The 12463-nt window shown below is 70.1% G+C and carries 15 protein-coding genes and 1 tRNA gene; 4 read left to right on the top strand and 12 right to left on the bottom strand.

Going from position 1 to position 12463, the window contains the following annotated elements; genetic code table 11:
* Nucleotides 1-53 precede the first annotated feature (53 nt).
* Nucleotides 54-680: a (d)CMP kinase gene (gene cmk, locus ABLE93_RS03130; RefSeq protein WP_348837849.1), complete on the bottom strand. Its 627-nt coding sequence runs from the start codon at nt 678-680 to the stop codon at nt 54-56.
* Nucleotides 681-688: 8 nt separating this feature from the next.
* The gene (aroA, locus tag ABLE93_RS03125; RefSeq protein ID WP_348837848.1) at nt 689-2071 is read right to left on the bottom strand and encodes a 3-phosphoshikimate 1-carboxyvinyltransferase; all 1383 of its coding nucleotides are present in this window, start codon (nt 2069-2071) and stop codon (nt 689-691) included.
* A 191-nt stretch (nt 2072-2262) separates the two neighbouring features.
* Between aroA and ABLE93_RS03120 the strand changes: the two genes are divergently transcribed.
* Both ABLE93_RS03120 and ABLE93_RS03115 read left to right on the top strand, forming a co-directional pair.
* Complete coding sequence (locus ABLE93_RS03120; protein ID WP_348837847.1) at nt 2263-2658, top strand: TIGR02300 family protein; 396 nt, start codon at nt 2263-2265, stop codon at nt 2656-2658.
* A gap of 157 nt (nt 2659-2815) precedes the next feature.
* Nucleotides 2816-2891, top strand: a tRNA-Ala gene (locus ABLE93_RS03115).
* 189 nt (nt 2892-3080) lie between these two features.
* On the opposite strand, the gene ABLE93_RS03110 is transcribed toward ABLE93_RS03115, so the two are convergent.
* Nucleotides 3081-4019, bottom strand: a complete 939-nt coding sequence (locus tag ABLE93_RS03110) for a diguanylate cyclase domain-containing protein (protein WP_348837846.1) — start codon at nt 4017-4019, stop codon at nt 3081-3083.
* Between the two features lie 290 nt (nt 4020-4309).
* On the opposite strand from ABLE93_RS03110, the gene ABLE93_RS03105 reads away from it, so the two are divergent.
* Both ABLE93_RS03105 and ABLE93_RS03100 read left to right on the top strand, forming a co-directional pair.
* A complete protein-coding gene (locus ABLE93_RS03105) occupies nt 4310-4873 on the top strand; it encodes a hypothetical protein (RefSeq protein ID WP_348837845.1) in 564 nt (187 codons plus the stop codon).
* A 96-nt stretch (nt 4874-4969) separates the two neighbouring features.
* A complete protein-coding gene (locus ABLE93_RS03100) occupies nt 4970-5152 on the top strand; it encodes a hypothetical protein (protein WP_348837844.1) in 183 nt (60 codons plus the stop codon).
* 88 nt (nt 5153-5240) lie between these two features.
* Here the strand turns inward: ABLE93_RS03100 and pcaD are convergent, their stop codons facing one another.
* The 9 genes from pcaD to pcaF form a co-directional block, all read right to left on the bottom strand.
* Nucleotides 5241-6038 (bottom strand): 3-oxoadipate enol-lactonase, encoded by a 798-nt coding sequence (pcaD, locus tag ABLE93_RS03095; RefSeq protein WP_348837842.1) that lies wholly within the window; start codon nt 6036-6038, stop codon nt 5241-5243.
* Nucleotides 6039-6059: 21 nt separating this feature from the next.
* On the bottom strand, nt 6060-7094 hold the full coding sequence (locus ABLE93_RS03090) for a cyclase family protein (protein ID WP_348837840.1): 1035 nt from the start codon (nt 7092-7094) through the stop codon (nt 6060-6062).
* A 76-nt stretch (nt 7095-7170) separates the two neighbouring features.
* The gene (locus tag ABLE93_RS03085) at nt 7171-7887 is read right to left on the bottom strand and encodes an SDR family oxidoreductase (protein WP_348837839.1); all 717 of its coding nucleotides are present in this window, start codon (nt 7885-7887) and stop codon (nt 7171-7173) included.
* Nucleotides 7884-8195 (bottom strand): YciI family protein, encoded by a 312-nt coding sequence (locus ABLE93_RS03080; RefSeq protein ID WP_348837838.1) that lies wholly within the window; start codon nt 8193-8195, stop codon nt 7884-7886. The genes ABLE93_RS03085 and ABLE93_RS03080 overlap by 4 nt, the downstream gene beginning before the upstream one ends.
* 8 nt (nt 8196-8203) lie before the next feature.
* Nucleotides 8204-8875 (bottom strand): 3-oxoacid CoA-transferase subunit B, encoded by a 672-nt coding sequence (locus ABLE93_RS03075; protein ID WP_348837837.1) that lies wholly within the window; start codon nt 8873-8875, stop codon nt 8204-8206.
* Complete coding sequence (locus ABLE93_RS03070; protein WP_510182971.1) at nt 8872-9546, bottom strand: 3-oxoacid CoA-transferase subunit A; 675 nt, start codon at nt 9544-9546, stop codon at nt 8872-8874. Before ABLE93_RS03070 ends, ABLE93_RS03075 begins: the two co-directional genes overlap by 4 nt.
* A gap of 16 nt (nt 9547-9562) precedes the next feature.
* Nucleotides 9563-9838, bottom strand: a complete 276-nt coding sequence (gene catC / locus ABLE93_RS03065) for a muconolactone Delta-isomerase (RefSeq protein WP_348837835.1) — start codon at nt 9836-9838, stop codon at nt 9563-9565.
* Between the two features lie 55 nt (nt 9839-9893).
* Entirely contained in the window at nt 9894-11120 is a 1227-nt protein-coding gene (locus ABLE93_RS03060) for an ABC transporter substrate-binding protein (RefSeq protein WP_348837834.1), read from the bottom strand.
* Nucleotides 11121-11148: 28 nt separating this feature from the next.
* Complete coding sequence (gene pcaF / locus ABLE93_RS03055; protein ID WP_348837833.1) at nt 11149-12354, bottom strand: 3-oxoadipyl-CoA thiolase; 1206 nt, start codon at nt 12352-12354, stop codon at nt 11149-11151.
* Nucleotides 12355-12463 lie beyond the last annotated feature (109 nt).

The raw sequence follows: 12463 nt of genomic DNA, 5'->3' as shown, positions 1-12463 counted from the left end.
CGCGGAGGAGGAAAGGGCCGCAAGGCGCACGAAAGGGCCGCGCCCCGCGCGCGTCAAAGCCCCCTGCGCCGCGCCTCCACCACGGCGAGGGCGGCGGCGAAGGCCTCCTCGATGCCGAGTTCCGAGGTATCGAGCAGGATCGCGTCGTCGGCCATGGCCAGCGGCGCGGAGGAGCGGCCCTGGTCGCGGGCGTCACGCTTGCGGATGTCGGCCAGCACCGCCTCGTAGGTGACGGCCTCGCCGCGCCCGGCGAGTTCGCGGAAGCGCCGGTCCGCCCGCACCTCGGGCCGGGCGGTGACGAAGAGCTTGGCCGGCGCATCGGGGCAGATGACCGTGCCGATGTCGCGACCGTCCAGCACTGCGCCGCCGGGCCGGGCGGCGAACCGGCGCTGGAGGTCGAGCAGCGCGGCGCGCACGCCGTCCCGCGCCGCCACGACGGACGCCGCCTCGCCCAGCTCCGCGGTGCGCAGCGCCTCGGGATCGAGGGTGGTGACGTCGAGGGCGCGGGCCGCCTCCACCGATGCCGCCTCGTCGGCGAGCCGGCCGAGCGCGAGGCAGCGCGCGCCCACCGCCCGGTACAGCAGCCCCGTGTCGAGATGCGGCAGGCCGTAATGCGCCGCGAGGCGCCGGGCGAGGGTGCCCTTGCCGGAGGCGGCCGGACCGTCGATGGCGATGACCATTGCAGCGCTCAGTCAATGATCGCGCCGAGGTCGCGCATCATGGGCAGGAAGGTGGGGAAGGAGGTGGCGATGAAGGCCACGTCGTCCACGCTCACGCCGTCCTCGCTGGCGAGGCCGAGCACAAGGAAAGCCATGGCGATGCGGTGGTCCATGTGGGTCGCCACCGGCCCGCCGCCCTTTACCGTGTCTGCGCCGGTGACGAGCAGGTCGTCGCCGATCACCTCATGGGCGACGCCGCAGGCGGCAAGGCCGGCGGCGACGGCGGCGAGGCGGTCGCTTTCCTTCACCCTGAGCTCGGCGAGGCCGCGCATGGCGGTGACGCCCTCGGCGCAGGCGGCGGCGACGGCGAGGATGGGATATTCGTCGATCATGGCCGGCGCCCGCTCCGGCGGCACCTCCACGCCCTTGAGGCGGGAATGGCGCACCCGGAGATCGGCGACGCGCTCGCCGCCCTCCGTGCGCTCGGCCACCACGGTGATATCGGCCCCCATCTCCAGCAGCGTGGTGATGAGGCCGGTGCGCAGCGGGTTCATCATCACGTCGGTGAGGGTGACGTCGGAGCCGGGCACCAGCAGCGCGGCGACCATGGGGAAGGCGGCGGAGGAGGGGTCCGCCGGCACGTCCACCGGCGCGGCGACGAGATGCGGGCGGCCCTTCAGGGTGATGCGCCGGCCGTGGGCACCGTGCGCCTCCACGGTGATGTGGGCGCCGAAATGGGCGAGCATGCGCTCGGTATGGTCGCGGGTGGCCTCGCGCTCTATGACCACGGTCTCTCCATCAGCGCCGAGGCCGGCGAGCAGCACCGCGGACTTCACCTGGGCCGAGGGGACCGGCGTCTCGTAGGTGATGGGCTGCGCCTCGGTCTGGCCCTTCAGGGTGAGCGGCAGGCGGCCGCCCTCGGCGCTCGCCACCACCTCGGCACCCATCTGGGCGAGCGGGTCGAGCACGCGCTTCATGGGCCGGCGGCGGAGGCTGGCGTCGCCGTCGAAGGCGGCGATCACCGCCTGGCCGGCCACCGCCCCCATCATGAGGCGGACGCCGGTGCCGGAATTGCCGAAGTCGAGGGGCGCCTTGGGGGAGGCGAGCCCCCGGCCGCCGGTGCCCGTCACCTCCCACGTCCCCTCGCCAGTGCGGGTGACGCAGGCGCCGAGCGCGGCGCAGGCCTTGGCGGTGTTCAGCACGTCCTCGCCTTCCAGCAGGCCGGTGATGTGCGTCGTGCCCTCGGCGAAAAGGCCGAAGATGAGGGAGCGGTGCGACACCGACTTGTCGCCGGGCACGCGGACGCGGCCGGCAAGGGCCGGCGAGCGGCGGCCGGTGGCGGGCCGGGGCTCGCCCGAGCCATGGCCGGAAACGGCGGTGGCGGCAGCGTTTGCGCTTTCAGCGGCGGACATTCTTGCCTCGCTCGGGCGATCCGCCGCCCGGACCTGCCGGGGGGATCGCCGCGTGATCGGTGGTGGCGTGCTCTAGCACGGCGCCGCCCGCGGCGTCACGGTGTTGAGCCGCCGTGATGATCTGCCCTTGACAGGGGAGAAGTCAGGCGCCAATGGAGCACGCTCCTTATACAGCTCCGAGGATCTTTGCCGTGGCGAAGCCCGAACTCGGCACCAAGCGCATCTGTCCTGTCACGGGGCGCAAGTTCTACGACCTGAACAAGGACCCCATCGTGTCGCCGTTCACGGGGGAGTCCTATCCGCGGTCCTATTTCGAGCCCGCCGCCCGCGGCGGCTCCAGCCGGGCCGAATCACGACCGGCTCCGGAAGAGGCGGACACCGAGGACGCCGAGGCCGAGGTCATCAGCCTCGAGGAGGCCGACGAGGAAGCCGCGACCCCCGCCAAGGTGGTCGCCGGTGACGACGTGGACGTGGACGACGACATCGAGGCCGGTGACGACGACACGTTCCTCGAAGAAGACGAAGATGATGGGGACGATGTCTCCGATCTCATCGGAGAGGGCCTCGAGGACGACGAAGAGGCTTGATACCCGTCGCGGCCTGTGCTTAAAGGCCGCTCTCGCTCGGCGGACATGAATCGCCGGGCACCCCGCCGCGGGACTTCCCGGCGCGCAGAACGGCCTTCCGGCCCGGTCTTATCTGACCATTCTCCGGAGCCCCGATGCGCGCAGCCCGCGGCCCGGTGGGGCCATAGCTCAGTTGGGAGAGCGCTTGAATGGCATTCAAGAGGTCGGCGGTTCGATTCCGCCTGGCTCCACCAAATTTCCAAACCCCAACGTCTCAGCCGACGAGCTGAAAACGCGCAGCGCAGATCCGGCGCGGATCTCACTGCCCGCCGCGCGCGCCGCGGAGTGATCGAACTTCGCGCGCCTTCCCGGACCTGATTCGAAACGACCGCCGCCCGATCTGACCGCGTAGGCGGTCTCATCCGGCCGCCGCGCCCGCCGGCTCAACCCGCCTTGTCGCTGTATCTCCCCCTCCCGCCGCGCTTGGCTTCGTACAGCGCCATGTCGGCAGCGAAATACAAATCGGAAGCGCAGGCCGCCGCCCCCGTCTGGCTGGCGCCTCCAATACTGGCGCTCACCAGGCCGCCGGCGGGGTGGATGATGGCGGCTTGCCGCAGCTTCTCCAGTATTCCCTCCGCAACGATCCGCGCGCCGGCCCCGTCGGTATCGGGCAGGATCAGCGCGAACTCTTCGCCGCCGATCCGCGCCAGGGTGTCGAGTGGCCGCCGTGGCATCGCGGAGAGAAGCCGCCCCATCTGGCTCAGGACCTTGTCCCCCGTCTGATGCCCCGCCAGGTCGTTCAGCGCCTTGAAGTGGTCGATGTCGATCATGAGAAAGGACACCGTCTGCGCGGTCCTGCGCGCGCGCCGGATCGCCCGTTCGAACGCATCATCGAAGATGCGCCGGTTGGGCAGTCCCGTGAGGCTGTCCGTCTCCGAAATCTGCTTCAGCTCCAGATTGAGCTTCCATTGTGCGATCTCGTTGGCGGCGATGGCCGCGAGATCGAGAAGGGGACCGAGATCGAACGTCTCCTGATCGCCGGGCTCCCGCTTCATCACGCACAAGGTGCCGAGCACCAGATCGGGCTCGGCGACAAGGGGCGCGCCGGCATAGAAACGCAGCGTGAGATGGGGCACGAGGGGGTGGCCGGCGAGTCTGGGATCGGTCTTCAGATCCCCCACCACCATCGGTTGCCCACTCTCCACGATCATGTTGCACACGCTGTCGCGGCGCGGGACGTTTCGCCCGAGGGCGTCAGTGTTCAGTGAGATGAGCGACTGGAACTGTCCGTCCACCAGCCCGATGAAAGCGACGTCGGCGTCGTAGATGCGCGCCGCGAGCCGGGTCACGCGGTCGAATCGCTCGTCGGGCGATGCGTCCATGACGCCGCACGCGTCGAGGATCCGCAGGCGGTCGCTTTCGTTTGCGGGCGGGAGGGGGAGCGTCCACATGAGCGATCGGCCTTTGCTGCGTCCACCACGGCCGGATTACAAGGCAGTGCCGGTCCGTCAGCAAGTGCCATAGCCGCGATCAAGCAGGGCGCGGGACGCGCGGCTGCCCCGCGAGCGCACCCCCCAGTCCGTCACGCGGGAGGCGGGACGGGCGGACCGGCGCCTTGCCAACCCGGTACGGACGCGCCATTGCACAGCTTCCATACCGATGGAGAGCGGCGATGAGCGATCAGGCCCCGCGGGGCGAGGAGGCTGGGGGAGGCCGCACCGCGGCGCTGCTGGAGCGCGCGCTGGAGGAGGCCCGCACCTTCCTGTTCCTTTTCCTTTACCTGTGGGTGCTGCTCGGCCTCTTCGTCCTCAACCAGGCGCTGGTGGAGCGCGAGCACGGCGATACCTTTGCCTTCCAGGGCTTTGCCCTGCTGAATGCGTTCGTGCTCGCCAAGGTCATGCTGGTGATCGAGCGGATGGAGCTGGCGCGCTGGCTGCGGAGCCGGCCGGTGATCCTTGTGATCCTCTATGAAGCGGCGATCTGCACGGTGTTCTTCCTCGCCTTCCATCTGGTGGAGCGCATGGTCATGGCCAAGCTGCGCGGCGTCGCGCTGGCGCCCGGCGATCTGGCCATCGGCGGCGGCGGATGGGCCGGCGTGGCCATCGTCGGCACCATCCTGTTCGTGTCGCTGCTGCCGTTCTTCGGCTTCAAGAACGTGACGCGGGCCGTCGGCGCGGAGCGGATGCGGCAGATCCTCTTCCATCGCCCCACCGCCGCCGACCGGCCTTCCCCCTGAGGGATGCGGGTGCCCAGGGGCGGGACTCCGGGCGGGCCTCAGGGGCGATCCGAGGATATGTCGGGCGTTTTGAGAGGAAGTGTGCCATGATGATGGATGTCCTCATCAAATCCCCCCCTTTCGTCCGCCGAGCGCCGCCGGCAGCTTGAAGAATCCGTCGCCACCGCGATGGACCGCTACAAGGCCGATTTCGAGGCCGTCCGGGCCAAGTCCAGCCGCCTGCGCGCCGAGCGCGAGGCGCGGGACGCCGAGCTCCTGCGGGCGAAAACCGCCAAATAGGCCCCGGCGGCCGGCCCCGCGTTGAAGCGGGGAGGCGGGTCCGGGATCGACGCGCCATGGCGCGCGCCGTCCGTTCGACCCTTCGGTCCTATCCCCGCAGGAACGGCAGAACCACGCCCATCAGCGCCTGGGGCTGCTCCACGCAGGGGATGTGCGAGGCGTCCGCGATCACCTCCAGCCGCGCGCCGGGGATGGCAGCGGCGAGGGCTTCGGCCGAGGCCGGCGGCGTCGCGGGATCCTGGTCGCCCACCACCACCAGAACAGGGGCGCGGATGCGCGCGGCGGACGCCGTGAGGTCGGCGTCGCGCACCGCCATGGCGCAGCCCACATAGCCATCGAGGGCGGTGCGGGCCACCATGTTGGCATAGCCGCGCATCAGCTCCGGCCGGGCGGTGCGGAAACCCTCGGTGAACCAGCGCGCCATCACGCCCGGCGCCACCGCCGCCAGCCCGTCGCGCCGGATTCCGGCAAGGCGCTCATTCCAGACCGAGGGCGGGCCGATCTGCATCGCCGTGTCGCTCAGCACCACGCGGTTGACTCGCTCCGGCGCGTGGGCAGCGAGATGCTGGGCCACCATGCCGCCGATGGACAGGCCGCAGACGTTGGCCTTGCCAATGTGGAGGGCATCCATCAGCGCCAGCGCGTCTCCGGCGAGGGTGGCGATGGAATAGCCGGACTGCGCATCGGGCAGGGGCGGAGCATCCGTGAGGCCGTGGCCGCGCATGTCGTAGCGCAGCACGCGGAAATGCGGCACGATGTCCGCCATCACGTCATCCCAGATGTGGAAGCTGGTGCCGAGCGAATTGGCGAGCAGCAGCACCGGCGCACCCTCTGGACCTTCGAGGGCGTAATGGGTGGTGATCTCTCCGGCGAGAATAAAGGGCATGTCCGGCGGTCTCCGGCGGAATCAGACGGTGGCGATGGGCGTGACAGGAGAGCCCACCGCGCCGGGCAGGCGCAAGGGCGGCGCGGTGAGCAGGAAGCGGTTGCGCCCCGCCGTGCGCAGATAGGCGGCGAGATCGGCCAGCCACCACAATTCGCCGAGCGGCACGCCGAGGCGGAACAGGCAATGGTGGTGCAGGGGCATGGAGGCCTGGGCGGTGGCCGCAAGCCGCTTCGCGGGCAATTGCTCCACGGCGTAATTGTCGGCCACCAGAGCGGAGATGCGGCTGTCGGCGATCCATTGCAGGAGGCGCGCATCGCGCCCATCCAGTACGGCGCAGCTGCGGGCGAGGACAGCCCCGTCAAGGTTGCCTCCCATCGCCATGATGACCTCGGTGAAGCCGGTGTAGAGGCACAGCAGGTCGGCCTCCTCCACGCCGACGCCTTGCGCCTCCATGGTGCGCATCAGGTCGTCATAGCCCACAAGGTGGCGGTCGCGTCCGAACGGCGAGAGCAGGTCCACCAGCACGCCGCGCCCCTGGACGCCGTGGGCCGCCGCCGTGTGGATGCCGAGCCGGTGGGCGCCGGCCGGCACGCCCCGCGCCGCCGCCTCGCGCGGGCCGACGATGTCGATGCCGGCGCGGAAGCCGTTGTAATAGACCGGCTCAGGCCTGCCCTCACCGCTCACGTCGAACAGCGCGCCCACATGGGCAAAGCTGTCCCACTGGGTGGAATATTGCAGGCAGATCTCCACCTTGTCGTCGCACACCACGTCCACGAAGCTGGCGTCGTCGGCGCACAGCAAGGCGTTGAACCGCGGCGCCTCCTCCGGCCCCGTGGGCTTCAGCACCGGCGGCACGCGGCGCACGTTCAGCACGTTTCCGCCCGGCCGGTCCAGCGGCAGGCTGAGGCAGAAGGTGCGCCCCTCGCGCACCTCGGCGACCGCCGCGCGCACCTTTTCGGGGGTGATGAGGTTGAGGCGTCCGAGTTCGTCGTCCGGCCCGAAATCGCCCCAGGTGGAGCCTTCGGGGCGGCGCGCCCAGCGGGGATTCTGGCTCATGCGGGCTCCTTTGATCCTCAAGCCGGTGACGGCGAGATGCTGCCTGAAGCGGGCGCGCGGTGCGCCCGCGCGCGCCTCACACGCTGCCCTTGCCCACGGTGATGCCGCCGCAGACCGGCAGCGTCTGGCCGGTGATGAAGCCGGCATCGTCCGAGAGGAAGAAGCCGACGGCCGCAGCCACGTCCTCGGGCAGGCCCATGCGGGCGACGGGGATGCTCTCGATGATGGCGCGGGTGCGCGGGGCGTCGGGCGGGTTGGCGGCGGTGAAGAGGGGTGTGGCGATGGGGCCTGGAGCGACCGCATTCACCGTGATGCCGTCGCGGCCCAGTTCCAGCGCCCAGGTGCGGGTGGCGCCGAGCAGGCCGGCCTTGATGGCATAGGCGGTGCGCAGTTCCTTGCCGTAGGCGGCGCGGCTCGACACGTTGACGATGCGGCCGAAGCGCGCCACGCGCATGCCCGGCAACAGCGCCTGCGTGGCCTGGATGGCCGCGCCGAGGTTGAGCCGCATCACCGCGGCGAAATCGGCGCCGGTGGTGTCGTCGAGGGTCGCGGGCCGCACCATGCCCACGTTGTTCACGAGGCGGGTGATCGGCCCGTCCGCCAGCGCCGCGGCGAGGCCGTCGGCGGTGGCCGCCTCGTCCATCATGTCCACGGCGATGAAGCGGGCGGCAAGGTCCTCCGGCGGCGGCGCGCGGTCGAGCACGACCACCGCGCGGCCGGCGGCGATCTCCCGCCGGGCGATGGCGAGCCCGATGCCGCCGGAACCGCCGGTGACGAGGGTGCGGGCGCTCATGGCTGGGCGGGCGGCAGGTAGCTCACGCCGTCCAAATAGGCCTTGCGCCAGCGGGTGATGGCGACGCGCTCGAACAGGCCCGCCTTGTGGAAGGGGTCGGCGGCGATGAAGGCCTCGGCCTCGGCCCGCGTCTCCAGCGCCACCACATAGAGCCCGCCGCCGGCGGCGTTGCCGTCGTCGTCCAGCTTGGCGCCGCAGGCGAGCAGCAGCTTTGCATTCTCGGCGAGGAACGCGAGATGCTCGTCGCGCACCCTGGCGCGCAGATCCAGCGTGCCGGGCTTGTCGAAGGTCTCGATCATGTAGGGCATGGCGGATCTCAGGCGGCGCGGATGGGAAGGCCGGTCAGCTGGCGCAGCGCCTCCAGCGTGAGGCCGGGGGCAAGCTTCACAGCGGTGAAGCCGCCGTCCACCACGTCCAGCACCGCATGGTCGCTGTAGACGCGCGAGACGCAGCCGAGGCCGGTGAGGGGATAGGTGCAGCGCTCGACCAGCTTGGATTCGCCCTTCTTGGTGAGCATCTCCATCATCACGAACACGCGTGAGGCGCCGACCGCGAGGTCCATGGCGCCGCCCACCGCCGGGATGGCGTTGGGGTCGTTGGTGGCCCAGTTGGCGAGGTCGCCATTCTCCGCCACCTGGAAGGCGCCGAGGATGGCGATGTCGAGATGGCCGCCGCGCATCATGGTGAAGGAAAGGGTGTGATCGAAGATCGCCCCGCCCTCCAGGAGCGTCACAGGCTGCTTGCCGGCATTGATGAGGTCCCAGTCGATCTCGTTGGCGCCGGGCTTTGGCCCCATGCCCAGCAGGCCGTTCTCGGACTGGAGCAGGATCTCCTTGTCGGAGGGCAGGCAGTCGGCCACCAGCTCGGGCATGCCGATGCCGATGTTCACCACCGCCCCCTCGGGAATGTCGTTGGCGATGAGCTGCGCCATCTCGGCGCGGGTCCAAAGCTTCACGTCGGTTGCCACGGTGCTTGCCACATCGCTCATTGGGTCCTCCCGGCGCCGACGGCCACCACCCGGTCCACGAACGCGCCGGGGGTCACGATACCCTCCGGGTCGAGGCTGCCGAGGGGGACGATATCCTCCACCTGGGCCACCGTCACCTTCGCGGCGGTGGCCATCACCGGCCCGAAATTACGGGCGGTCTTGCGATAGACGAGGTTGCCCCAGCGGTCGCCGCGCTGCGCCTTGATGAGGGCGAAGTCGCCCTTGATGGGATATTCCAGCACGTAGCCGCGCCCGTCGATGACGCGGGTTTCCTTGCCGTCGGCGATGGGCGTGCCGTAGCCCGTGGGGGTGAAGAAGGCGCCGATGCCGGCCCCGGCGGCGCGCAGGCGCTCCACCAGATTGCCCTGCGGCACCAGTTCCAGCTCCAGCTTGCCGGCGCGGTAGAGGCCGTCGAAGACGTGGGAATCCGCCTGCCGCGGGAAGGAGCAGATCACCTTGCGGACAAGGCCGGCCGCGAGCAGCGCCGCGAGGCCCTTGGTGCCGTTGCCGGCATTGTTGGAGACGATGGTGAGCTCCTTCGGCGCGCGGGCGATCAGCGCGTCGATGAGATCGAGCGGCATGCCGGCGCCGCCGAAGCCGCCCACCAGGATGGTTGAGCCGTCGGGGATATCGGCGACGCAGCTCGCCGTGTCGGGTTTCGTCTTGTCGATCATCGCGGCCGGTCCGTCAGAGGGCGGAAGGGTGGCGCGCCAGAGGCGTCACCACGATGTCCATGAAGGGGAAGAGGGGGAGGGCGGAGAGCAAAGCGTGCAGCTCGTCGACGCTCTCCACGTCGAAGATGGAGACGTTGGCGTAGCGCCCGGCGACCCGCCAGATGTGCACCCACTTGCCCTGGCGCATCAGGTCCTGCGCATAGGCCTTCTCGGCCGCCTTGATGGCGTCGGCCTTCTCGGCGGGCAGATCGTGGGGGATCTTCACCGTCATCTCGACATGGAACAGCATGACCGGTCCCTTGGATGGAGCGACCGGGCGGCGCAGCGCCGCCCGGCCTCAGGGGTCAGGACTTCACCAGCGGGCAGGTGCTCTCGCTGAGCGGCTGGAAGGCTTCGTCGCCGGGGATGGTGCGGACGATCTCGTAGAAGTCCCACGGGCCCTTGGAGTCCTTGGGCGCCTTCACCTTGGCGAGGAACATGTCGTGCACCATGCGGCCGTCCTGGCGGATCTTGCCGTTGCGGGCGAACATGTCGTCGATGGGCGTTGCGCGCATCTTGGCGATCACCTTGGCGCCCTCGTCGGTGCCGGCGGCCTCGGCGGCCTTGAGATAGTGCAGCACCGAGGAATAGACGCCGGCGTGGACCATGGTGGGCATCTTGCCGCCCATGCGCTCGGCGAAGCGCTTGGAGAAGGCGCGGGTCTTGTCGTCATAGTCCCAGTAGAAGCCGGTGGTCAGCACCATGCCCTGCGAGGCCTCGAGGCCCACCGACTTGATGTCGGTGAGGAACAGCAGCAGCGCCGCGAGCGTCTGGCCGCCCTGGGTGATGCCGAACTCGCGCGCCTGCTTGATGGTGTTGATGGTGTCGGCGCCGGCGTTGGCCATGGCGATGATCTTGGCGCCGGAGGCCTGCGCCTGGAGCAGGTAGGACGACACGTCCGACGAGCCGAAGGGATGGGCGACGGAACCCTTCACCGTGCCGCCCTTCTGCTTCACGATCTTGGCCACCTGGTTCTCCAGGTCGTGGCCGAAGGTGTAGTCGGCGGTGATGAAGTACCAGGTCTTGAAGCCCTCGTTCACCAGGGCGTTGCCGGTGCCGGCGGCGAGCGAATAGACGTCGTAGGTCCAGTGCAGGCCGGTGGGCGAGCAGGACTTGTTGGTGAGCGCCATGGAGGCGGCGCCGGAATTGATGTCCACCTTGCCCTTCTCATTGGCCACCTGGCGCACCGCGAGGGCGGCCACCGAGCCGTTGATGTCAAAGATGGCGTCCACGTCCTCGGTGTCGTACCAGCGGCGGGCGGTGGAGGAGGCGATGTCCGCCTTGTTCTGGTGGTCGGCGGAGAGCAGGGTCACCGGCTTGCCGTTGATGGGCTTGCCGAAGTCCTCGATGGCCATCTTCGCCGCCTCGACCGAGCCCTGGCCGGCGAGATCGGAATAGGCGCCCGACATGTCGGTGAGCACGCCGATCTTGACGCTGTCGCCGGCATACTGCGCGCGCGCCGGGGTCGCGAGCACGGCGCCGGCGAGGAGGGCGGCGCAAAGTGCCGTCAGTGTGGTGGCTTTCGTCGTCATGGATCCTCCTGATGCGAAATAGGCGGCGTCAGACGCGCTCGATGACGAGGGCGATGCCCTGGCCGACGCCGATGCACATGGTGGCGAGGCCGTAGCGGCCGCCGGTGCGGGTGAGGTGGTGCAGCGCCGCGCCCACGAGGCGGGCCCCGGACATGCCGAGGGGATGGCCGAGGGCGATGGCGCCGCCGTTTGGGTTCACATGGGCCGCATCGTCCGGCAGGCCGAGATCGGCGAGCACGGCGCAGGCCTGGGCGGCGAACGCCTCGTTGAGCTCGATCACGTCCATCTCGGAGAGCTTGAGGCCCACCTTCTCCAGCACCTTGCGGGTGGCCGGCGCCGGCCCCATGCCCATGATGCGCGGCGCCACGCCGGCGGTGGCCATGCCGAGCACGCGGGCGCGGGGCGTCAGGCCGTGGCGGGCCACCGCCGCCTCCGAGGCGAGGAGAAGGGCGGCAGCGCCATCGTTCACGCCCGAGGCGTTGCCGGCGGTGACGGTGCCTTCGGGCTTCACCACGCCCTTCAGGCGGGCGAGGTCCGCGGCGCTGGTCTCCGGGCGCATGTGCTCGTCGCGCTCGAACAGCTTGGGGTCGCCCTTGCGCTGCGGCACCGGCACCGGGACGATCTCGGCGGCGAAATGGCCGGCGTCCCATGCGGCGGCGGCGCGGCGCTGGCTCTCCAGCGCGAAGGCATCCTGGCGGGCGCGGGAGATCTGGAAGTCCTCGGCCACGTTCTCTGCCGTCTCGGGCATGGAATCGGTGCCGTGCATGGCCTTCATGCGCGGGTTGACGAAGCGCCAGCCGATGGTGGTGTCCTCGATCTTCGCGGTGCGCGAGAAGGCGCTGTCTGCCTTGCCCATGACGAAGGGCGCGCGGCTCATGCTTTCCACGCCGCCGGCGATGAGGAGGTCGGCTTCGCCGGCCTTGATGGCGCGGGCGGCAGTGCCCACCGCATCCATGCCCGAGCCGCACAGGCGGTTGACCGTGGAGCCCGGCACCTCGATGGGCAGGCCAGAGAGCAGGGCGCCCATGCGGGCGACGTTGCGGTTGTCCTCCCCCGCCTGGTTGGCGCAGCCGAAGATCACGTCCTCCACGCGGGAGGCGTCGAGCCCGCCCTGGCGATCCACCAGCTGGCGAATGACGTGCGCCGCCAGATCGTCCGGCCGTACCGCGGAGAGGGCACCGGCATAGCGGCCGATGGGCGTGCGGACGGCATCACAGATGAAGGCTTCGCTCATGGGGCACCATGGGGCTCGATTGGCGTGTTCGCATTGCGAACTTTTATGCGGGCTATGGTTACAGTTTGCGTCCGGCGCAGGTCAAGGCGAATTCATGCTGCACCTGCAA

It is taken from the genome of Xanthobacter pollutisoli, from assembly GCF_040044995.1.
Classification (GTDB): domain Bacteria; phylum Pseudomonadota; class Alphaproteobacteria; order Rhizobiales; family Xanthobacteraceae; genus Xanthobacter.
The sequence above is the reverse complement of the archived record's forward strand: the minus strand, read 5'-3'. Positions and strand labels throughout refer to the sequence as shown.

Bases quoted from the DNA above. Each gene is read 5' to 3' on its own strand.
- catC (WP_348837835.1), bottom strand. From the start codon at position 9,838: ATGCTGTTCCATGTCGAGATGACGGTGAAGATCCCCCACGATCTGCCC.
- aroA (WP_348837848.1), bottom strand. From the start codon at position 2,071: ATGTCCGCCGCTGAAAGCGCAAACGCTGCCGCCACCGCCGTTTCCGGC.
- pcaD (WP_348837842.1), bottom strand. From the start codon at position 6,038: ATGCCCTTTATTCTCGCCGGAGAGATCACCACCCATTACGCCCTCGAA.
- ABLE93_RS03080 (WP_348837838.1), bottom strand. From the start codon at position 8,195: ATGCCCTACATGATCGAGACCTTCGACAAGCCCGGCACGCTGGATCTG.
- ABLE93_RS03060 (WP_348837834.1), bottom strand. From the start codon at position 11,120: ATGACGACGAAAGCCACCACACTGACGGCACTTTGCGCCGCCCTCCTC.
- ABLE93_RS03085 (WP_348837839.1), bottom strand. From the start codon at position 7,887: ATGAGCGCCCGCACCCTCGTCACCGGCGGTTCCGGCGGCATCGGGCTC.
- ABLE93_RS03110 (WP_348837846.1), bottom strand. From the start codon at position 4,019: ATGGACGCATCGCCCGACGAGCGATTCGACCGCGTGACCCGGCTCGCG.
- pcaF (WP_348837833.1), bottom strand. From the start codon at position 12,354: ATGAGCGAAGCCTTCATCTGTGATGCCGTCCGCACGCCCATCGGCCGC.
- ABLE93_RS03105 (WP_348837845.1), top strand. From the start codon at position 4,310: ATGAGCGATCAGGCCCCGCGGGGCGAGGAGGCTGGGGGAGGCCGCACC.
- ABLE93_RS03090 (WP_348837840.1), bottom strand. From the start codon at position 7,094: ATGAGCCAGAATCCCCGCTGGGCGCGCCGCCCCGAAGGCTCCACCTGG.
- ABLE93_RS03100 (WP_348837844.1), top strand. From the start codon at position 4,970: ATGTCCTCATCAAATCCCCCCCTTTCGTCCGCCGAGCGCCGCCGGCAG.
- ABLE93_RS03075 (WP_348837837.1), bottom strand. From the start codon at position 8,875: ATGAGCGATGTGGCAAGCACCGTGGCAACCGACGTGAAGCTTTGGACC.
- cmk (WP_348837849.1), bottom strand. From the start codon at position 680: ATGGTCATCGCCATCGACGGTCCGGCCGCCTCCGGCAAGGGCACCCTC.